Source organism: Massilia sp. PWRC2 (genome assembly GCF_049896725.1).
Lineage (GTDB): Bacteria > Pseudomonadota > Gammaproteobacteria > Burkholderiales > Burkholderiaceae_D > JAFCUW01.
The window spans coordinates 386,107-405,357 of record NZ_JAFCUW010000004.1 but is presented as its reverse complement, the minus strand read 5'-3'; the positions used below and the strand labels follow the sequence as shown (position 1 = coordinate 405,357).

General features: G+C 61.1%; 15 protein-coding genes and 4 pseudogenes. 9 read left to right on the top strand and 10 right to left on the bottom strand.

Annotation, left to right across the window (positions count from 1 at the left end; genetic code table 11):
* Positions 1-304 precede the first annotated feature (304 nt).
* Entirely contained in the window at positions 305-1,222 is a 918-nt protein-coding gene (locus ACP7BZ_RS11300; RefSeq protein ID WP_426113076.1) for a hemagglutinin repeat-containing protein, read from the top strand.
* Positions 1,164-1,448 (top strand): hypothetical protein, encoded by a 285-nt coding sequence (locus ACP7BZ_RS11295; RefSeq protein WP_426113116.1) that lies wholly within the window; start codon positions 1,164-1,166, stop codon positions 1,446-1,448. Before ACP7BZ_RS11300 ends, ACP7BZ_RS11295 begins: the two co-directional genes overlap by 59 nt.
* Before the next feature lie 22 nt (positions 1,449-1,470).
* Here ACP7BZ_RS11295 and ACP7BZ_RS11290 read toward each other — a convergent pair.
* Positions 1,471-1,605, bottom strand: a pseudogene (locus ACP7BZ_RS11290) (IS3-like element ISKpn18 family transposase); the annotation flags it as partial.
* 648 nt (positions 1,606-2,253) lie between these two features.
* A complete protein-coding gene (locus ACP7BZ_RS11285) occupies positions 2,254-2,475 on the bottom strand; it encodes a hypothetical protein (protein WP_426113074.1) in 222 nt (73 codons plus the stop codon).
* 11 nt (positions 2,476-2,486) lie between these two features.
* On the opposite strand from ACP7BZ_RS11285, the pseudogene ACP7BZ_RS11280 reads away from it, so the two are divergent.
* Positions 2,487-3,050: pseudogene (locus ACP7BZ_RS11280) on the top strand (IS4/Tn5 family transposase DNA-binding protein); the annotation flags it as partial.
* Positions 3,051-3,092: 42 nt separating this feature from the next.
* Here the strand turns inward: ACP7BZ_RS11280 and ACP7BZ_RS11275 are convergent.
* Positions 3,093-3,389: an IS4/Tn5 family transposase DNA-binding protein gene (locus ACP7BZ_RS11275; protein WP_426113072.1), complete on the bottom strand. Its 297-nt coding sequence runs from the start codon at positions 3,387-3,389 to the stop codon at positions 3,093-3,095.
* A 339-nt stretch (positions 3,390-3,728) separates the two neighbouring features.
* Here ACP7BZ_RS11275 and cysC point away from each other — a divergent pair, with 339 nt between their 5' ends.
* The 3 genes and pseudogenes from cysC to istA all read left to right on the top strand — a co-directional run.
* Entirely contained in the window at positions 3,729-4,319 is a 591-nt protein-coding gene (cysC, locus tag ACP7BZ_RS11270) for an adenylyl-sulfate kinase (RefSeq protein ID WP_426113071.1), read from the top strand.
* Positions 4,320-4,408: 89 nt separating this feature from the next.
* On the top strand, positions 4,409-4,906 hold the full coding sequence (locus tag ACP7BZ_RS11265; protein ID WP_426113069.1) for a hypothetical protein: 498 nt from the start codon (positions 4,409-4,411) through the stop codon (positions 4,904-4,906).
* A 209-nt stretch (positions 4,907-5,115) separates the two neighbouring features.
* Positions 5,116-6,384: pseudogene (gene istA, locus ACP7BZ_RS11260) on the top strand (IS21 family transposase); the annotation flags it as partial.
* Between the two features lie 213 nt (positions 6,385-6,597).
* On the opposite strand, the gene ACP7BZ_RS11255 reads toward istA, so the two are convergent.
* Both ACP7BZ_RS11255 and ACP7BZ_RS11250 read right to left on the bottom strand, forming a co-directional pair.
* On the bottom strand, positions 6,598-7,230 hold the full coding sequence (locus ACP7BZ_RS11255) for a hypothetical protein (protein ID WP_426113067.1): 633 nt from the start codon (positions 7,228-7,230) through the stop codon (positions 6,598-6,600).
* 14 nt (positions 7,231-7,244) lie between these two features.
* Positions 7,245-9,404 (bottom strand): alkaline phosphatase family protein, encoded by a 2,160-nt coding sequence (locus ACP7BZ_RS11250; protein ID WP_426113065.1) that lies wholly within the window; start codon positions 9,402-9,404, stop codon positions 7,245-7,247.
* A 323-nt stretch (positions 9,405-9,727) separates the two neighbouring features.
* Between ACP7BZ_RS11250 and ACP7BZ_RS11245 the strand changes: the two genes are divergently transcribed.
* Positions 9,728-10,030 (top strand): hemagglutinin repeat-containing protein, encoded by a 303-nt coding sequence (locus ACP7BZ_RS11245; protein WP_426113063.1) that lies wholly within the window; start codon positions 9,728-9,730, stop codon positions 10,028-10,030.
* Between the two features lie 185 nt (positions 10,031-10,215).
* On the opposite strand, the gene ACP7BZ_RS11240 is transcribed toward ACP7BZ_RS11245, so the two are convergent.
* From ACP7BZ_RS11240 to ACP7BZ_RS11225, 4 genes are all read right to left on the bottom strand, one after another.
* Entirely contained in the window at positions 10,216-11,979 is a 1,764-nt protein-coding gene (locus ACP7BZ_RS11240; RefSeq protein WP_426113061.1) for a ShlB/FhaC/HecB family hemolysin secretion/activation protein, read from the bottom strand.
* A gap of 453 nt (positions 11,980-12,432) precedes the next feature.
* On the bottom strand, positions 12,433-13,218 hold the full coding sequence (locus ACP7BZ_RS11235; RefSeq protein ID WP_426113059.1) for a 3-hydroxybutyrate dehydrogenase: 786 nt from the start codon (positions 13,216-13,218) through the stop codon (positions 12,433-12,435).
* Between the two features lie 63 nt (positions 13,219-13,281).
* On the bottom strand, positions 13,282-14,022 hold the full coding sequence (locus ACP7BZ_RS11230; protein WP_426113057.1) for an acetoacetate decarboxylase: 741 nt from the start codon (positions 14,020-14,022) through the stop codon (positions 13,282-13,284).
* Positions 14,023-14,144: 122 nt separating this feature from the next.
* The gene (locus ACP7BZ_RS11225) at positions 14,145-15,356 is read right to left on the bottom strand and encodes a patatin-like phospholipase family protein (RefSeq protein ID WP_426113055.1); all 1,212 of its coding nucleotides are present in this window, start codon (positions 15,354-15,356) and stop codon (positions 14,145-14,147) included.
* Between the two features lie 437 nt (positions 15,357-15,793).
* Between ACP7BZ_RS11225 and ACP7BZ_RS11220 the strand changes: the two genes are divergently transcribed.
* Together ACP7BZ_RS11220 and ACP7BZ_RS11215 are read left to right on the top strand one after the other, a co-directional pair.
* The gene (locus ACP7BZ_RS11220; RefSeq protein WP_426113053.1) at positions 15,794-17,347 is read left to right on the top strand and encodes a succinate CoA transferase; all 1,554 of its coding nucleotides are present in this window, start codon (positions 15,794-15,796) and stop codon (positions 17,345-17,347) included.
* A 21-nt stretch (positions 17,348-17,368) separates the two neighbouring features.
* Positions 17,369-18,053: pseudogene (locus ACP7BZ_RS11215) on the top strand (ATP-binding cassette domain-containing protein); the annotation flags it as partial.
* On the opposite strand, the gene ACP7BZ_RS11210 reads toward ACP7BZ_RS11215, so the two are convergent.
* A complete protein-coding gene (locus tag ACP7BZ_RS11210) occupies positions 17,971-19,086 on the bottom strand; it encodes an alpha/beta hydrolase (RefSeq protein WP_426113114.1) in 1,116 nt (371 codons plus the stop codon). The pseudogene ACP7BZ_RS11215 and the gene ACP7BZ_RS11210 sit on opposite strands and share 83 nt — an antisense overlap.
* Between the last annotated feature and the right edge of the window lie 165 nt (positions 19,087-19,251).

Here is a 19,251-nt window from a genome sequence, read left to right as displayed (position 1 = left end):
TGCTGGTCGAACCTATCGACATCGTAGAAATCTATCGAAACCGCGCAAACCAGGCCCGAAACCGCACAAGGCTATGAGCCAGAAAAATTGCTAAAAAGTCTTAAGTTGGGTGGATTGGGGTTTGACTCCACCACCTTACGCATCGGAAGCACCTACCAGTCGCAGATCAGTGGCTACCAGGAGAGTGATAGCACACTCAGGCACCTGGCTGGCCAGGTGAGCAGAGTTGGCGACCTGAGATTGCAGTCGGATGGCTTGTTGCATCTGATTGTGTGGCAGGTTTTTTTAACTTGGACATTCGACTGTGCCCAAGGTCTACCTGGCCCACCTTGGCGAGTGCGCCTTGCAGGAGCGCGGAGCCTTGGTGGCGGGCAAGGACGTGACGATCGCGCCGCTGGACATCATCGTCAACCGGGTTGGACGGGTTGACACTGTGCTGGAGAGTGTCGTCAGTGTTATCCGGACCGGGAAGAGCATGGCGGCGTCGGCGGCACAGTTTGGCGTGACCGCCAGCGCCAGTGCCAGCCGGGGCAAGGTCGACGGTAGCGGTGTCACCCAAGTCAACAGCCACGTCATCGCCGGCCGCGGCTTGACCATCGCCAGTGGCGGCGACACCAACATCAAGGGGGCGGTAGCCAGTGGCCGCGAGGTGCTGGCCGATATTGGCGGCAACCTGAACATCGAGAGCCTGCAGGACAGCGCGACGCTCGACGGCAAACGCCAGAGCGCGAGTGCATCGGGCACGCTGGGTGCAGGCGCCGGCATCAGCGCCAAGGCCAGCAACAGCACGGTCCACAACGATTACGCCAGCGTGCAGGAGCAAAGTGGCATCCGTGCCGGCGACGGCGGCTTTCAGCTTAAGGTTGGCGGCAACACCGATCTGAAAGGGGGCGTCATCAGCAGCGCCGAGGCGGCGATCGACACTGGCCGCAACAGTTTGACGACGGCCACGTTGTCGTTCGCCGATGGGCAGAACCTCGATGTCAGCAATGCCAGCGGTATCAGTCTTGGCGCCAACGTGGGTCAAAACCAGAGCGGCACCAAGTTTTCGCCCAGCCTGGCGCCGGGCATGGGTCAGGTGCGCGAAAGCGCTGGCAGTGTGACCGTGAGTGGCGTGAGCGGCGGCAGCTTAACTGTAGAAAAAGCCGAACGCCAGCCAGGCGGTGGCGGGCCTGAACCGGGACGTTGTCACCGGCAAAGATACGACTGCCGCCCTGGATAAATCGTGGACGGGCGCGCAGGCGCTGGACAAGGTCGGCGCGCAGATTCAGATCACCAGTGCGGGCATGCCGCGCCTGGCCAAGGAAATCGGTGATTACGCGAAAATCAAGCAGGCTGAATTGACGCTGCAGGGCAAGCCGGAAGAGGCAGACAGGTGGGCCGAAGGGGGGATTTATCGGGTGGCGGCGTATAGACAAAGGGGGCCAGATCGCCCAGCACTGAATTGATTCGCTTGCAGTGATAGAAGCCGACGATGTAATTAGCAATGTTAGCCTTGGCCTCGGCGTGATTGACATAGTGGCGCGGCCAAACGCGTTCTAACTTGAGGTTTGCGAAGAAGCGTTCTGACACGGCATTATCCCAACAATTTCCCTTGCGGCTCATGCTACGGACGAAGCCTTTGCGAACCAACAGGTCCTGTATGGGACCTAGAATTTAGATTATGAGCAACGGCGCGCAGGTTTCGAGCGCTCCACCGAGACAGGTTGTTACCCTTTGGGAAGTACTGCCGCAAAAGGGTGTTTGTGTTTTCGTTCGTGCCGCGTTGCCAATCTGCTGGACGCGCGCGCGATCGGCAAGTTCGACGCCAGCTGCAGATATCCCATGTCGCATCAGGTGTAGGCGAGCTTGGGGTGACCTCGACGAATCGCGTGGAAGCCGAACGAAACGCATTTTCTTTTTTCAGAGCAAATGGAAGGTTTCACATGTTCGATCGCCTGAAGTGGCCGTGTATGACCCGAAGGATCAAAAATCGTATGATAGATACTGACGATGCTTGCTCCAGGTACAAAAAATGGCTGGTTTTTGGTGATGGTATTTTCGATGGTATCGCTCTCAGGCCATCCATAAATTACCATTAAAATCAGTGACTTGCGTACATCGTTAATATTCGAGTGGGAGTGATGAGATCGCTTTAAGTCATTGATTTTAAAGAATTAAAATATCTCTCGTTGATAACGTGTAAAACATTATCAACGAGTTTTTTTGCGCGCGCGATATTGCCCGGGGCGCTGACTTTGACCGACTGCTGGCTCAATGCCTCTGCAAGACGGCAACGAACAGGTTCTTCGCGTGCGGAATCGCCAGCATCGCGTAAAACTTGCCGCCGTCGGTGGCTAAATTTTTGAACTTTTTTTTCGCTTCCTGACACGGCATCGACCCGCAATTCCGGCGACCTCTTTCAAAGCGCGACGAAAGCGCGTAGCGACCACGTGGCGCGCAGCGGCGCGCAATCGGCGAACAGATCGACAGCATGAACGGCAACTGAATTCGAACAACTCGATCTGGGCGATGTGCGTCTGAACCGGCGAGCGAGAACACTGATGGAAAGTATGGCGGCGACTCCGACGGCGGGCGTCCCCAAGGCATGCAACGGATGGGGCGAATCTGTGGCGTCCTACCGCTTTTTCGACAATGAGAATGTCGACTGGCGTGCGATCCTGGCGCCGCGCTGGCAGCTGACGGGCGAGCGGATGGCCACGCAATCGGTCGTGCTGTGCCTGCAAGACACGACCGAGTTGGACTTCAACGGCCAGCAGGCGAAAGGCCTGGGACCGCTCAGTTACGAGGCCCAGCGCGGGATGTATGTGCACCCGGCTTACGCGGTCACGACGGCGCGCGCACCGCTCGGCATTTTCGATGCCCGGATGTGGGCACGCGAACCGAAGAACGGCGATGGCCGATGTTGCGGGCCAGAGGAAAGCCTGCGCTCGATTGAGGGATATGAACGGCTGGTCGAGCTGGCGCCAAGCCTTTCCAAGACGCGCCTGGTCTACGTGGACGACCGCGAAGCAGACATGATGCCGTTGATGGCGCGGGCGCAGGTTGTGTATAACGAGGTGGGCTAGGGCGCATCAAAATGCCACACGTAGTCAGCGCCTTTTTCCGCGCATCTCCTTTCGAAATATGGGGTTTGCAGGGAACCCCGACAGCTGTTGGATTATCGCGCTGAAAGGAAGAAAGGTGATATCTTGCAGAGGCAGTACCGGACCCTCGCAAGCCCGAAACCGCTCAGCGGTCGAATGAAAATGCCCCGCCAAAATCTCACCTTCGCTGACTCGCTCGTTCGAGAAAAAGCGATAGGCAGCTTTTGTATTGGCCCAGTTCTGGCATACCACTGGAATGAGGTCACCAATCCCATTCGATAGTCGTTCGACCAGAATACGCAAACGCTTCCGAGCCGCTGATCCTTGAATATCGAGCCGGCGAGCTCTTCATCGACCCATGCCGAGCTCTCGCTGCAGCCGTTTCCTGTTCGTGTTTGATTCCGCGAAAAATAGCATCGTTGACTTGGCGTCTTCATGGCACCGCCTCACTACATGTCACTTCACATAGGCGTAAGACCAGAAAATTTGTGGATAATTGCAAGGGTGGGAAGATACTTACGATTGAAGCGCTGCGGTACGCGGACCGTGTGTTCAATCTACATCAGCGATGAACCCATCCTCACTGTCGCCAGTTAGGATCAGCACCACGACGAAATTCATCCCGACCGTTGGAGGCGTACTATGACAGTCCTACATGCAGTGCAGTTGACAGTTTTCCCGCAATTATCAATGGTCTCGCGCGAGCGGCGCCATAGTGCCAATGGCCACGGCGGCGCTGTGCGGTTCTTCACCGGTTTGTCGGGCTCAGGAAAATCGTCGGTGGCTCATGTCCTCGAAGCGCAATTGTTTTCGTTAGGGCACCAGGTAATAATCGTTGATGGCGATAATATCCGCGCGGGTCTGTGCGCCGATCTCGCCTTCGACGTCGAAGGGAGGGCGGAAAATCTGCGTCGTACCAGTGAGGTATTGCAGATGTTTGTCGAGGCCGGGGTGATCGTGCTGGCCACATTCGTAGCGCCGGTGGCAGCGGATCGCGCCCGCCTTCGCGCGCGCCTGGACGATACAACCTTTGTCGAGATTTTTTGCGATTGTCCGATCGAGGTCTGCGAAACACGCGATGTCAAAGGACTGTGCCTGCGCCCCCGCAGCGGCGAGATTGTCCAGCTCACCGGCGTCTCGGCACCGTACGAGGCGCCTCTTGCGCCTGACCTAAGACTGTGCACCGACCTGGAAAGCTTGGAGGCGTCGGCTCGATCAGTTTCGGTCATCTAGCCGCGATCGGCCTGCTACGTGTTAGCGCACCGGACGCACGCAATCGAATCAGCCATGTCGGCTGATCCCTCTTATCACCTGGAGCCCTCATGCGCAAAAAATTCGTTGTCGGTGCGCTTTTCGCTACGCTTGTCGCAACGTTGGCCGGCACGTGTGCCGCCCGCGGTCTGTGTTCGTACACGGGTACCGACCAGCTTGGGGCAGATCCCAAGTTCCGTCCCGCTTTAAAACAGCTGCTGCGCAACAAGACCTTCCAGTCCGGCGCCTACACCGTTAATGCGTTGGACCGCGTGGTGTTGAACATGGTCGGCCCACCGGGCAAGATCGAAGCACTTCAAGATGGCATGTATCTCGCAACTGCCTGCCGCTATCGCGATTGTGGCGACAAGGTGGCGCTGATCCTAGCCTGCCCGAATCGGGTCGTGGCCGCCGCCATCGTTGACTATAACGCGCGGCCAAAGCTTGCGGTCTTTTCATCAAACCGGTCGCAGTCCTTGAAAGCCGCCGTGGCGAAATGGAAAACCGCCATTGAGCAAGAGACCGGCATGCCGCTGGAGGTCGAGTGGCATCGACAGCAAGAGCGTTGACATGCTGGCAACGCTGCCGGCCAACGGCGAGCAAAAAACTCTCACGGCGGGCGCGGCCGGAACGTGTCACTGAACTTGAAACACCTTGGTCAGGGTTGACGCCGACCGACAACTGACCCACCTGTAGGCGTTGTGCCGGCCCAACTTTAATTCAGGTGTTCTACTACTGCTGCCTGATCAATAGGCAAGAGAAAAAATAGGTGAGCACCATGGAAATGTCAGGCAAGGTTCGACGGATGTACCTGCACGGCAAGCTGTGGCTACATGAAATCTCGAAGTGCACGGGGGTATCCCGTAATACGCTACGCAAATGGGTCATGACACCCGAGACGGAAGTCATCGCCGCGCCGCGCTACCGGCGTGGCGAAGTGCCCAGCAAACTGACGCCGTTTCACGCCGCGCTGGAGTTGGCGCTGACGGCCGATGCCCACCGTAGCAAGCAGAATCGCCGCACCGCCAAGGCCCCGCTCGCGCAAGTGAAAGCTGACGGCTATACCGGCAGCTATAGCCGCGTCGCCGACTTCACAAGCGCGTGGCACGGGCAGGAGGGCAATGCGCAGCATGCCTTTGTCCCGCTCAGTTTCGAGCAAGGCGAGGTTTTTTAGTTCGACTGGAGTGAGGAGGGCCTGGTAATCGGTGGCATTTACCGGCCCATGCAGGTGTCCCACATGAAGCTGTGCGCAAGCGGCGCCTTCTGGCTGGTCGCGTATCCAAGTCAGGGCCATGAGATGCTGTTCGATGCGCACACGCGTTCGTTCGCGGCGCTCGGTGGCGTGCCGCGCCGCGGCGTTTACGACAACATGAAGACCACCGTCGACAAGGTCAACAAGCGCAAGGGTCGGATCGTCAACGCGCGCTTCGCCGTCATGTGTGCCCACTACCAGTTCGACGCTGATTTCTGCAACGTCGCCTCCGGCTGGGGAAAAGGCGTGGTTGAGAAGAACGTGCAGGACAGCCGGCGCAGAATCTGGATCGAGGCGCAAACTTTGCAGTTCAGCTCTTTCGTCGAACTGAACGTCTGGCTGGCCCAACGCTGCCGGGTGGTTTGGGGTGAACTGCGTCACCCGGAGCACCCGGCACTGAGCGTGGCAGAGGTGCTCGAGCAGGAGCGGTCGCAGATGATGCCGATACCCACGCCGTTCGACGGCGACGTCGAGAAGCCGGCGCGTGTGTGGTCCACTTGCCTGGTCACGGTGAGCCGCAACCGTTGTTCGGTGCCTTGCGAATTTTCCGGGCAGATGGTGAGCGCGCGCCTGTATCCAGGCCGGGTATGCGTCGTCGCCGGCGACGTCATCGTGGCCAGCCACGATCGGATCGCCAAACGCGGCCAGGTGCGCTACGACTGGCAGCATAACATCCCGCTGCTGCAGAGAAAGCCTGGGGCGTTGCGCAATGGCACACCGTTCGCCTATCTACCGGTGCCGTTGCTGCGCCTGAAGCAGGGCCTGCTACGCCATGCCGGTGGCGACAGTATTCTGGTCGGCTCGTCGAGTTCGTCCGTGAACGTTATAACCGTGGGTGAGATGTCAAACAGTGATACCGATCGGCGGATCGCATCAGCCAGACTGGAAGCACGGGTCCGCTGATTTCAAATGCCGCAATATTGGGCACAGCTGGTCCCCGATGAAATGCCTCCACCGGCCGTCGATGCTTTTTGTCTTTTCGCTCAAAGATCGCTGCTTGTTCGCTGTTTAATCCTGCGCCATATCGCGATTCGCATCGTTACGCACGAAACCGGCGTCGTCGATGACGAAGGTGGCGGCCGCGAGCGGTTTATGGTCGACGCTGCTCAATCGCCAGATTGTGCGGCCATCGTCCGCTTGCATCAGCAAAGGCAGCCTGCTTTTGGCGCTCCAGCACACATGGGTCACGCGCCCCTGCTGTTCCAGGTCGATCCAAGAGCAGGGCGCCACCGGCGTGGCAGCTCCTGTCGGGGCAGTGGCGGCGCTCAGGTGGTATGGTCCTTTGGGATGGCGCAGACCGTGGCCGAGATCGAACCAGTCAGTGAAATTGCCCATGCGATAGAGGTTGTCGCGGTCAATGTCGGTATGGATCTTTTTCTTCAGGTCCAGGACAGACAGCCGATAGCCATCACTACCAGTTTTGCGCACGGCAAACACCTCGGCACTCCCATCGGTCAGACGGCGAATGCGGTTCGCTTCGCGCCAGACTTCGAGCTGGTGCTCAGCGCCGTTGGCCACGAAGGTCGCCTTGAAGTGGGTTGCCGCCGGCTCGCCCTTGGTGTTGAAGATCTGCTCGAACTTCGGCTCGAAGGCATGGGCGCTGCAAGCTGGCACGGCCAGCCACAGCAGCGCCAGGCGCAAGTTGAGCAGCGGCCTCACTTGCGAACTGCCTTGGCGTAATCAAAATACCGGTAGGTCTTGCCGTCGACGCTGACATCCTTGACACCGAGTTCAATGTTGTACGTGCCAAGGGTCAGGGCGGTGTCCTTGAGTACGCCGGTAGGATCTGTTGGCAGCTCGAACGACAGACCGGTGGCAGCGGCCGCGGGATTGACCGCCGAAGTGGTGACGCTAATGGCGGTGCTGCTGGCCGGCTTGACAAGCGCTTCGTTGAGTACCCTGCCATCAGCCTGCGGCATCGACAGCCCGAGCAGGTAAGCGACGGTAGGGGCGACGTCAACGTTGCCCGATGGCGTAGCGAGCGTCTTGGCCGGCTGGAATGACGGGCCGTTGGCGATCAGCGTATTGTGGACGTCGGCGATGCCAAAGCTGCCGTGCATGCCACGCTGGCCGCCAACGCTTTCAAATTCGATGCCGGGCATGCCTTGCACGGATACACCGTGATCCCAGTTGAACGAGACCACCACATCCGGTTGCCCATTGTTCTGGCGATTGGCGTTTTCAAGGTTGACTTGCGCAAGGGTGAGCGTGCCGGCAATGGCGCCGTAGCGGCTGTCGACGAAGATTGCGCCGTATTCTTCGCGCTGCTGCAGCATCTTGACCAGGTTTTTTACCGTCGCCGCATCGTGGCCGGGGACGTAGAAATAGTCGGAACCCCCATTGGCGGCGACAACGATGGCGTTGGCCGGCAGGCTGCCCGGCGCTGGCACCTTGAAGCTTGCCACCGGCGTGGCCAGCGTGGCGCTGATAGCCTGGTATTTCGTATTGGCGCTGCCGCACAGGCTGCCACTGGCGTCGAGCTTGACCGGCACAGTGGGCGCACCGTTCGCATCGAGACCGTACATCGCGCTCGTTGAACAGCCGGCGCCGTCGAAGGCTTTGAAGCCGCGGTAGGTCAACAGGTCAGCCGAACGGACGTCGCCGGAGAAAGAGAAGCCGTTGGCGTTGAGCGCGCCGAGCGCGGCGGTGTTGCTACCGCTGGTTGCACCATTGACCAGGCCGCCGTTCGGCAAGGTGGCCGAAGCAGTGATCGCCCGCAAAGGATATAGGCTCAGCGGACCGGAAACACTGGAATGGCCATGGTCCGAGACAACGACGATATTGGTATTGCTGTCCATGCCGTTGGCACGCAGACCAGCGAGCAGCTCGCCCAGACGGGCATCTTGCGAGCGCAGGCCTGCTTTCATGTTCGGCGAACCAGGGCCATAGCCGTGTTCCACGTTGTCGGGTGTACGGAACCAGATCAGCGAGAGCATCGGCTTCTTGTTCGGCAAAATAAATTGCGTGAACACCGACATCATGTATTTGTTGGCCGCGTCTTCCGGTGCGCCTTGCGTGGTGTCGCTGGCGTCGCGCGAGGAAACGGTCTGCTGGCCAGCAGGGTCGTAGGCCGTCGTGTTGAACGTGACGTAGCCGGCGCGCGCGGTCGGGTTGCCGTTACTGGCCGCCAAGGTGACAGCATCTGCGCCTGCATAGTTCTTCACCACGTTGGCCGGCAATGCAAAGCCACCTGCCTGCAGATCGGTGACCAGGCTGCGCGGCTGTACCGTGTTTTCGTCAAGGAAAATCCCGCCCTGGCCCAGGTCCTGAATATACGCCGCACCGCTCTTGCCGATGGTGGCCGTGACCAGACCGGCGCTTTGCGCCGTGGCGAACAGGCTTTTCACCAGCAAGAGTTGGCCTCCGTAGTAAGTGTTGAGCGTGGAAAGCACTTGGTAGTCTTCAGTGAAGACCGGGTCCTGATAATCCTGGGCCGTGCCTGCTGCGCCATTGCCGGCAGGAATAGTGTTGCCGGCACCTTGGGGCGGGGTCCAGAAGGTATTGCCATAAAAGCCGCTGGTTTTCGGAAATGAACCGGTCGCAAACGACGAGCCGTTCATCATGGTGAAGGTGGGATAAGTCGAATGGTTGTCGCTGAAGTTGACGCCGCTTTGGCGCAGCGCGTACAGATTCGGCGTATCGGTCGCGTTCACCGAGTCGGGACGCAAACCATCCCACACCATAATCACGGTGCGCGTGGCTGTCGGCGCCGGCGTTGCTGGCGTCGCAGGGATGGTTGAAGAGTTGCTGCTGCCGCAGCCGGCCAGCACGAGGCCGATGAGCAGGGAAGCGATCAAGGCAAGGCGTGGCTGCACGTTTCAATCTCCTAATAAGTTGTTTGAAGGATCGAGCAGGCGATCGATACGCCTGCATTCATCTTTGACAAGATCATGCGCGATCGATGTGACAGGCTGGTGACATACCAAAAGTTTGTTTGGGCCTGGCGGCTGCTGCACTGTCTTGCTCGCTGCGACGGCAGGCTGTTCGGGCCATGGTCACTCGTTGCATCCAATGGCTAGTTGCAGGATTTTGAAGAAAATTAAAATTTTTGAACTTTTATTTTTCGCTTCCTGGCACGGTATCGACCCGCAATTCCGGCGACCTCTTTCAAAGCGCGACGAAAGCGCGGAGCGACCACGTGGCGCGCAGCGACGCCATTGGCAGGGCGCTGTCGGGCAAAGCGGTCAATCTGAATGCCGGCAAGGACATCATGGTGCTGGGTAGCGCCATTGGGGGAGAGGGCGACGTCAGCCTGGTCGCCGCCGGCAACATCGCCGCGGCCACCAGCACGCTCACCGAGCATTACCACAGCGAGGGCAAGGAAAGAGGCTTTCTGAGCGGCGGTGGCCTTGGCAGCAGCGACGCGCGCGCACACTACCCTTGGATGGATAAACTGCAGGCTGCTTCGCCAGCGCTCCTGCGGAGATGGCAATGCGGGTAGTGAGCAGGGTTGTCGGACCGTAAATCGAGGTGCTTGCGGTCCAAAAATACGGTTTTGTCGTGATGGTATTTTTGATGGTATGACTTTGCTGGGATGCATTCCAGGTGAGGCGGTAGACGTGGTTCATAGAGGCTTTCTGGTTGAGTGCGGCGTAGGAGAGGGCGGCGTCGAGGTCCGGTGCGGGTTCAAAAATATTTCAGCGCCTGCATCCACAGGCGTGGCGCGCGGTCACGGTCCGACTGCGGCGGGGCGCTGCCGCGCCAGGCAAGGTTGGCGGCGACCGTGAAACCGTCGGCGCCGCGGTACGTGGCGGCGACACCGGCGCCAGCGAGACGCTGGTGTCGCGCACCGTCAGCGGCGAGGGCGGTGTGATTGAGGCGGCCGGCGGCGCGGTCGACGAAGCTGGCCAGCTGCCAGGCCGACGTGACGGAGTAAGTCAGTTCAGCACTGGCCAGCCAGGCATCGTCGCAAGCCGATTCGCCTTGCGGATACGCGCGCACAGCCTGGGCCCCGCCCAGGGAAAACTTTTCGGAAGAGTCGAGGTTGTGCGCTGCCAGCTGGCCGCTCAGCTGGCCGGACCAGCTCCAGCCGCGCGCGGCGCCGCCGAAGCGCTGCTGGCGACTCCATTGCAGTGACAGCTTGTCGTAACGGCCTGCCGTACGGTGGCCGACCGCGTCGACCGCCAGTGTCGTCGGATCGAGTTGCAGCACGCCGCCGGCGTAGGACAGGCTCCATGTATTGACGGCCGCATCCATCGTGCTGTCCTGCTGGTCGCCGGTCACGCCAAGGGTGAGCACGCTGATGGACTTGCCTGACACGCTGCCGGTAGCATCGCTGCGATCGTCGAGCCGCTTGCGTTCGACGTTGGCCTGCAACGACAGGTTGCCGAGGCGGCTGCGACGCCATGAATGGAGCGCGTACAAGCTGACGATGTCGGCAGTGCCATGCGCCTGCAGCGTGGCAAAGTCCTGGCCGAGCCGGTAGCGCATGCCCGACCACGCGCTACCGAGTTGCAGGCCGCTGCCACCGGCGGGTAACTGGTAGGCCAGCCTGGCGTAACGAAACTGCGCATCGGAGGCCGTTGCACGCACTGACAGGCTGTCGCCCAGTCCCAGCGGACTGTTCGACGTCAGTTGCATGCCAGCGCGCCAGGCGCCGCTGAAGCGATTGCCATAATTGTCGAGGCTGACGTTGCCGCCGATCGCACCCTGACCACTGACACGAATATCGAGGTCAGTCACGCCCAGTGAGGCGCCCGGCGTGACGGTCGATTGCACCGCGACGCCAGGCAACCCATTGAGCAACAGCAGGCTGCGCTCGAGGCTGTCCTGGCGCAGCGGCCGCCCTGCCTCAATTGTGGGCAAGAATGCGCGCACCACGCTGCTGTCAACCCTCGAACGGTTGTCAATGGTTACTAACCCGACATTTCCTTCAAGGACAGTCAATTCCACGATGCCATCGCGGATGTCCTGCGCCGGCAAGTAAGCCCTGGCGATAAAGTAGCCCTGGTGGCGGTAATGGGCGGTGATGCGGTCGGCGGCGACGTTCAGCTGCACCAGCGTCAGCTGTTTTCCAACCAGATCAGCCAGCAGTGCTTCCAGCGCGGCGGACGTGAACGCGGTGTTGCGGTTGAAATGGAACGCGGTGATATGCACGCGCTGCGCTTCGGCAGGCGCATCCGTGACCGCGGTGCGCAGTGGCTGAAGCGGCAACGGCACCTCCTGGCGCCGTTCCGGTTCCGGCAAGCCTGTACGCCGCTGGTCCTGCAGCAAACGTCCCGTGTCCGGTACTGTCTGCGCCAGGCACGAAGGGGCCAGCGCTGCTGCCACGACGCAGGTGCCGGCGAGCCACAGTCCACCGACCTGAAGCACCGGTGGTGCGAAGCGGGCAATGCGCGATGGCATCTGCACCCGGGCAGCGTATCCATCAAAGCCGATTGTCGAATGCATTGCCGCTGGCCCGCCCGGAGTTTTTAAAGTGGTGCAAGTTTAACAATGCATTGTTGCGATTTATCTAGCCGGGCCGGCTATGTTGTGGTTATTGCAGCCTAGTGATATGAGCCATTCGACTCAGCGCAGCGGGTGCTGACGCCGGATTACCTTGCTGGGTACAGCGTGTTCAACGTGGACCGTTGGTGTGGTCTTACCCACAAACAGGACATGCGCGATTGGCATGCTGGCTGTCAAGTTCCGCCTGGTCATAAACGCGTTGAACGACCAAATCTGGCACGTGCAAATACCGCCGGATGTCCCCGCAACGGTGTACGGCCTCGATCGCAACCGCCCGGCCGGTATCAAAGGCGCAAGCAATGCTATGTGCCAGAAACGCTGCCATCCTGCTGAGCGAGTGAGCAATGCCCTCCCGCACGCGTTTTCTTGCCGCTAACAATGCTACTGCCAATGCTACTGCATATGCCAGCCATGACTGACCGTGATCGACTGGCCAGTCAAGGCGGCGGTGTCGAATCCCGCCAAAAACAAGGCGGTTTGCGCGACGTCGTGCGCGGTGGTAAATTCGCCATCGACGGTTTCCTTCAGCATGACGTTTTTGACGACCTCCGCTTCGGTGATGCCCAGGGTGCGTGCCTGTTCGGGGATTTGCTTGTCGACCAGGGGTGTGCGGACGAAGCCGGGACAAATGACGTTGGCGCGAATGCGATGTTCTGCGCCTTCTTTGGCGACCACTTTCGCCAGACCGAGCAGGCCATGCTTGGCGGTGACGTACGGCGCCTTCAGCGGGCTCGCTTGGTGCGAGTGCACGGAACCCATGTAGATAACGGCGCCGCCGTTGCCCTGCGCGATCATCTTGCGCATGGCGGCGCGCGTCGTCAAAAATGCGCCATCGGCATGGATCGCCATCAGGCGTTTCCAGTCTTCGTACTTGAGATCGACGAGCGGGCTGATGATCTGGATGCCGGCATTCGACACCAGAATGTCGACACTGCCCAGCTGCGCCGCCATCGCATCAAAGCCGGCACTGACCTGCGACTCATCGCTCACGTCCATTTCCACTGCACATGCCTTGACGTCGTAGGTCGCGGCGATCTGCGCAGCTGCCTGCTGCGCCGCGTCGATCGAGATATCGGCAATACAGACACGGGCGCCTGCACCTGCGAAGACCTCGGCGATGGCGCGGCCAATGCCGGATGCCGCACCGGTGATAAGCGCTGCTTTGCCACTGATTGTCATAGCGTGTCCTGTTGGTTGACAAGGTGATTTAAAGAATGAATTCCGCTCTGGAGGGACGGCAATTTAGTTCAGATAATCGTAGACCACCGTGCCATAGGGAAGCGTCAGGTCCGCCAGAATATGGACTGCAGAGACCACTTCCAGTACTGGAAACCTGGCAAGAGGCGCCAGCGCATGGTCGAACAATTGCAGTGCGCCAGGTCCGCTCCAGGCCCCTTTGATGTGGATATCTTCGAGCTGGTATTGGTTGAGCTCGCATATGCGGGGCGTGCCATCCACGTGTGGCACGATTTTCAGCAGGACGGCGGGCGCCGCCAGCGACGCCGCTGCTTGCCGATGATCGATACCCTGGTATTTATAGCCCATGGTGGCGCGCGCAATCGTCGATCCTGCATAGCTTAATTCACCGATCAGGGTGTCGGTGCGTACTTCCATTTTGGGCTGGGCCAATTTTTTGGGGAAGCCCCAAATCTCCCGTCCTGCCGCAATCGGCGCTTCATCGTCAAGGAACATGGAATGGACATAGCCGACGTCCTGGCCCTGCAGGCGCGCCGGAATGACCAGGCCCGATTCCGTGTAGTCACCGAAACCGGTCGAGTCCGGCATCCGGATGACCTCGAATTTGACGATGGCATCGTCCCGCGGCTGTAATGGTTCCGGCAGCGCCGCTGCGATGATGTGGGGATCGGTCCGAAAGCTGATGATCAGGTATTCGCGGTCGATAAAACGATACGGGCCGCGTGGATAAGACGGTGAATCGAGCGGCATCGAGAACGCATGATGCAAGACGTCGTTGTGTTTCATGGCAGCTCCTTCATACAGAATATGTCGAGTAGAAAACGATGGTCTCGGTCCCACTTCCACGACTTGCAAGACGCGGCCAGGGTCATCTAACCAACGCGCCGCCAGCTGCCTGCTGCACCGGCTTAAGCAGTGGTCGCGTCTGCACCATTGTCAGATGCCGATGGCGCTGCCGGGTACTCCCAGGTCAGGTCTGCGCTGATCGCTTGATCCACCGGCGGCGTCGTCAACGCGTGCACGCGCATGCAGATGCTGGGCGGTAAAGGCTCGAGCCATTCCTTGTGGGCCACCAGCCGTTGGCCGTCGTTCACGCCGGCTTGCCAGCGCGCTTTCACGATGGCAGGAGAGAAATCGATGTCTTTTCCGGCGCCGTCGCCCGCAAGCGATGGCATCATCAGGCGCGCGATATGAATCGAATGCTGCTGGCCGCGTTCGAGTATCGCGCGCACGCCTGCCGATTCGCGCACCTCGGGCGGCAGCAGCGTCGACAGACTGTGCAGTGCGCGGCGCAAATCCAGGCTCTCGCGATGGCGCCGCAAGTGCTCCTTGACGCGGCTGGCGTAGATGATGTCTTTTTGGCGGGACATAATGTCGCCGAAGGTCCCCGGTGCGGTGAGTACCGAAGGATTCCACAGGTCGACCATGACGCAGGCCAGATCGCGGTCGAGCGAGGCTTCCAGCGCCAGGTCGATGGGCGTGTTCGAATACATGCCGCCATCCCAATAACGGCGCCCATCGATTTCGACATAGGGAAATCCGGGCGGCAAGGCGCCCGAGGCCATGACGTGGCGCGCATCGACGCGAATGGTATTGGTGTCGAAATCGGCGCGCTCGCCAGTGTCGACATCGACGGCGCACGCCGTATAACGGGGGTGACGTTCGTTCAGATAGTCGAAATCGACCAGGCGCTCGAGCGTCCTGGCCAGCGCCGAGGTGTCGTAAAACGACGGTGCTTGCAGGGGCAAGCGTGCCGCCGCCACCGACAGGGCGCCCACGCGCGGCGTGAAAAATCCGGGCACGCCGCATGTCAGGAAGGGCAGCGTGCGCAATGTTTCAGCCCATCCCGACAGCGCTGGAGGCAGACAGGCATGCAGGTACTGGAAGTGTTGCCACGGCCACGGCGGTGTACTTGCCATGTCCCAAAATTCCTGCAGCTTTGAGGTGCGGCGCGAGGCTTCGTTACCAGCAATGATTGCGCCATTGATGGCACCGATCGATGTGCCGATGACCCAGTCCGGCGTCAAGTCTGCCGCGGCAAGGGCTTCGAAGACGCCAGCCTGGTAGGCACCGAGCGCGCCGCCACCTTGAAGGACCAGAGTTTTATTGTGGGAAATCATAAAGCGTTCAGTCGTGAAGTTTCAATGCCGGTCGTTGGCCGGGGGGCGCGAAGTCGTTCGGTTCAATTCTGTTCGGTTCAATTCTGTTCATGAGGTGCCATCGTCGCAGTGCCGCACCACGCTGTCTTTCGACATCGTGCGGATCGACAGGCAATCGTGCGCGTCGACACGCGCAGCGCACCTGCCAAGGCTGCTGTGGCACCGCACGCACCTGAGCGCCATACCGCGAAGGCGATGACAGGCGAGCTGTCAGCAGAGGACATTCGCCTTGACTTACTAGTATATGAGTGATTAAATTGCTCATATGCTAGTAAATTTCAGGTCTGCCTCGTCCCTCCTTGGTCGACGTCCAGCCCGATTCTGATGGCGCGCCAGCGCCGGTCGCCGATGGCCTGACCTCGCCGGCACCCGTATTTTCCCCGCTCAAAAGGACACATATGCATGACGAGTACCACGATCGCATTCGCCACCCGTTGCTGCGCGAGCGCATCACCAGCGCTGCGGCCGCCGCCGCCCTGATCGACGATGGCATGACGATCGGCATGAGCGGCTTCACCCGTGCCGGCGATGCCAAGGCGGTGCCGCTGGCGCTGGCCGAGCGCGCGCGTCAGACGCCGCTGCAGGTCACCTTGATGACCGGCGCATCGCTGGGCGGCGACGTCGACAAGATCCTCACGCAGGCCGGCGTGCTGGCGCGGCGCATGCCATTCCAGTCCGATCCCACGCTGCGCGCGGCGATCAACCGGGGCGAAGTGATGTTTATCGACCAGCACCTGTCCGAAACCGTCGAATTGCTGCGCACCGGACAGATTGCGCCGGTCGATATCGCCATCATCGAGGCCATCGCCATCACTGAAAGCGGCGCCATCATCCCCACCACGTCGGTTGGCAACAGCGCCAGTTTCGCCGTCCTGGCCAGCAAGGTGATCGTCGAGATCAATCTGGCGCACTCGCTGGCGCTCGAAGGCTTGCACGACATCTTCATCCCCAAGCACCGGCCGCAGCGCGAACCGATTCCCCTGATGACGGCGAGCGAGCGCATCGGCACCACCGCCATCATGATCGACCCGGCAAAAATCGCTGCCATCGTCATTACCGAGAAAAGCGACAGCTGCTCGACCAATCTGCCCGCCGACGGCGATACGGCAGCGATTGCAGCGCACCTGGTCGCCTTCTTCGAACGCGAGGTGGCACGGGGACGCCTGACCGAGCGTCTGATGCCGATCCAGGCCGGCATCGGCACGATTGCCAATGCCGTCATGGCCGGCTTCATCGATAGCCCATTTTCACACCTGACCATGTACTCCGAAATGCTGCAGGATTCCACCTTCGACCTGTTTGACGCCGGCAAGCTCGATTTCGCCTCCGGCTCGTCGATCACGCTGTCGGCACAGAAGAGCGCCCAGGTGTTCGGCGACATCGGCCGTTACAAGGAGCGCCTCGTGCTGCGCCCGCAAGAGGTGAGTAACCATCCGGAAGTGGTGCGCCGCCTGGGCATCATCGCCATCAACACCGCGCTCGAGGTCGATATTTATGGCAATGTCAATTCGACCCACGTCGGCGGTACTCACATCATGAACGGCATCGGCGGCTCGGGTGACTTTGCGCGCAATGCCTATCTGTCGGTGTTTGCCACCAAGTCGGTTGCCAAGGGCGGTCTGGTGTCGAGCATTGTGCCGATGGTCGCCCATGTCGACCACACCGAACATGACGTCGATATTATCGTCACCGAAATTGGTCTGGCCGATCTGCGCGGGCTGGCGCCGCGTGAGCGCGCCGCCCTGATCGTCGAACACTGCGTGGCCGAGCCGTATCGCCAGATGCTGCGCGACTACGTGGCGGCAGCCACGCTGCGCGGCGGCCATACCCCGCACCTGCTCGAGCAGGCGCTGTCATGGCATATCCGCTATGGCGCGACGGGTTCGATGCTGGTGCCCGCTGTCGTCAACACGACCGTTGCAGCGGCAGCAGGATGTCAAACCGGCTTGTGACCGCCCCATGCTGTCTATCCGCTGGCGCTGGCGCCAGGGACCATCAATGTGCTGTTGGCCACAACCAGGGCCGGCAAAACCAGCCTGATGCGCCTGATGGCGGGACTGGACCGGCCCAGTGCCGCCATCCTGGTCGATGGGCGCGACTGCAGCGGGGTGGCCGTCAGCAAACGCCAGCTGGCCATGGTGTATCAGCAGTTCATCCACTACCCGGTGTTGACGGTGTTCGACAATATCGCGTCGCCGCTGCGCATTCGTAAAAATGCCGCAAGCGCAGATCCGTGCACGCGTGCTGGCGCTGGCCGCGCTGCCCGGTGGCCAGCAGCAGCGCACCGCACTGGCACGGGCCCTGATCAAGCTGGCCGCTCTGCTGCCGCTGCTGCTGCCGCTGCTCGACGAGCCGCTGGTCAACCTCGACTACAAGTTGCGTGAAGAACGGCGGCGCGACCTGACCGCGCTGGTTTCGGAGGGGCACACCAGCGTGGTCCACGCCACCAGCGAGATGCTCGAAGCGCTGCAGCCGGGCGGCCATTGCACGTTGCTGCACGAAGGCCGCCTGCTGTAACCGGGCCCGACGCTGGATGTTTTTCGCGCGCCGGCCTCGATTGCCGTGGCGCGCACCTTCAGCAACCCGCCGATGAACCTGATGGCGGCCCGCATCGATGGCGATGGCGTGGCGCAGCAGGGCAACGCGGTGGCGCTGCCATTGACGCCGGCGCAGCGCCAGGCTGCCGCCGGCCACGGCGAGGTGGTGCTGGCATGGCGCGCCCGCAGCTTGCAGCTGCGGCCCCATTATGTAATTTCGTAGATGTAACTTCGTAGAGATAACTTCGTGCCTTGTGGCGGCAGACGCCAGCAGGGCGAGCTGCCCTGATTTCCTGGTCAGCCTGCCACGGAAAAAACCACAGCAATGGCCGCTGCACCCGCGCCGCCCACGATGCTTCGTTGTGGCGCCCCCCTGGCGCTTCGTACAACAGCAGATCGCGGCCATCGGTGTATCCCTGGGCCAGCAGGGCGTCGTGCATCGCTTTGGTGTCGTCCAGGCCATCGTCGACGGTGCCGGCGTCGATATAAAAACGCTGCGGCAGGCTGGCGCGCGCTGGTCCAGGGGGATCTTTGATCATCGCCTGGCCCGCCCACCAGAAGGAACTCGACAGGCCGGCAGCCATCGAGAACTGTGCGGGACGGTGGCGGGCGATGGCGAGCGCGGCAAGGCCGCCCAGCGAGGACCCCATCAGCGCCGTGTGCTGGCGGCCGGGCAGGGTGCGTCGCGTGCGGTCGATCAAGGGCTTGACGGTGTCGGCCACAAAAGCTTCATAGGCACTGAGCTGACCGCCGCCATGCCTGGGGTCGCAGCAGGGGGTGTACTCGGCCAGGCGCGCGGCGCTGTTGTCGATGCCGACCACGATGATTTCTTCCATCTGGCCGGTGGCGATCAAGCTGTCGAGGCTCGCTGCCAGGTCCCAGGCGACGCCGTAAGCGGCAGTGATCGGGTCGAACAGGTTTTGACCGTCGTGCATGTACAGCACCGGATAGCGCTTGGCGCTGTTCTCGCGGTAGCTGGGCGGATAATAGATGCGCAAGCGGCGGCTGTTGTTGAGCTGCTCCGAGAAGACCTCCGGCGCGATGTCGACCGTGCCGTGGGCGGCGCCGAAGAAGGGGTAAATGTCGAGGGTGGCGCCGCCTGCTACCCGATAGCGCCCGCCCCGCGACGGCGCGCCATTGAGGCAGGGCTGCATGACGATCGTGCCAAGCGCATCCGGCCAGCTGGCGGTCCAGACCGGGTCGCCGGCGCCGGCCCCGGTAAATGCGGCTGTCGCTGACGCCGCGCCACCCTTGTCGCTGGCGACCGTCAGGGCGGCGTCAGCGGCGTCGTAATGGATGCGCACCGTGGTGGCATAGGC

Excerpts from the sequence above, each read along its gene's own strand:
- ACP7BZ_RS11285 (WP_426113074.1), bottom strand. The coding sequence starts at position 2,475 with ATGCTGTCGATCTGTTCGCCGATTGCGCGCCGCTGCGCGCCACGTGGT.
- cysC (WP_426113071.1), top strand. The coding sequence starts at position 3,729 with ATGACAGTCCTACATGCAGTGCAGTTGACAGTTTTCCCGCAATTATCA.
- ACP7BZ_RS11265 (WP_426113069.1), top strand. The coding sequence starts at position 4,409 with ATGCGCAAAAAATTCGTTGTCGGTGCGCTTTTCGCTACGCTTGTCGCA.
- ACP7BZ_RS11240 (WP_426113061.1), bottom strand. The coding sequence starts at position 11,979 with ATGCATTCGACAATCGGCTTTGATGGATACGCTGCCCGGGTGCAGATG.
- ACP7BZ_RS11235 (WP_426113059.1), bottom strand. The coding sequence starts at position 13,218 with ATGACAATCAGTGGCAAAGCAGCGCTTATCACCGGTGCGGCATCCGGC.
- ACP7BZ_RS11230 (WP_426113057.1), bottom strand. The coding sequence starts at position 14,022 with ATGAAACACAACGACGTCTTGCATCATGCGTTCTCGATGCCGCTCGAT.
- ACP7BZ_RS11225 (WP_426113055.1), bottom strand. The coding sequence starts at position 15,356 with ATGATTTCCCACAATAAAACTCTGGTCCTTCAAGGTGGCGGCGCGCTC.
- ACP7BZ_RS11220 (WP_426113053.1), top strand. The coding sequence starts at position 15,794 with ATGCATGACGAGTACCACGATCGCATTCGCCACCCGTTGCTGCGCGAG.
- ACP7BZ_RS11210 (WP_426113114.1), bottom strand. The coding sequence starts at position 19,086 with ATGCAGCCCTGCCTCAATGGCGCGCCGTCGCGGGGCGGGCGCTATCGG.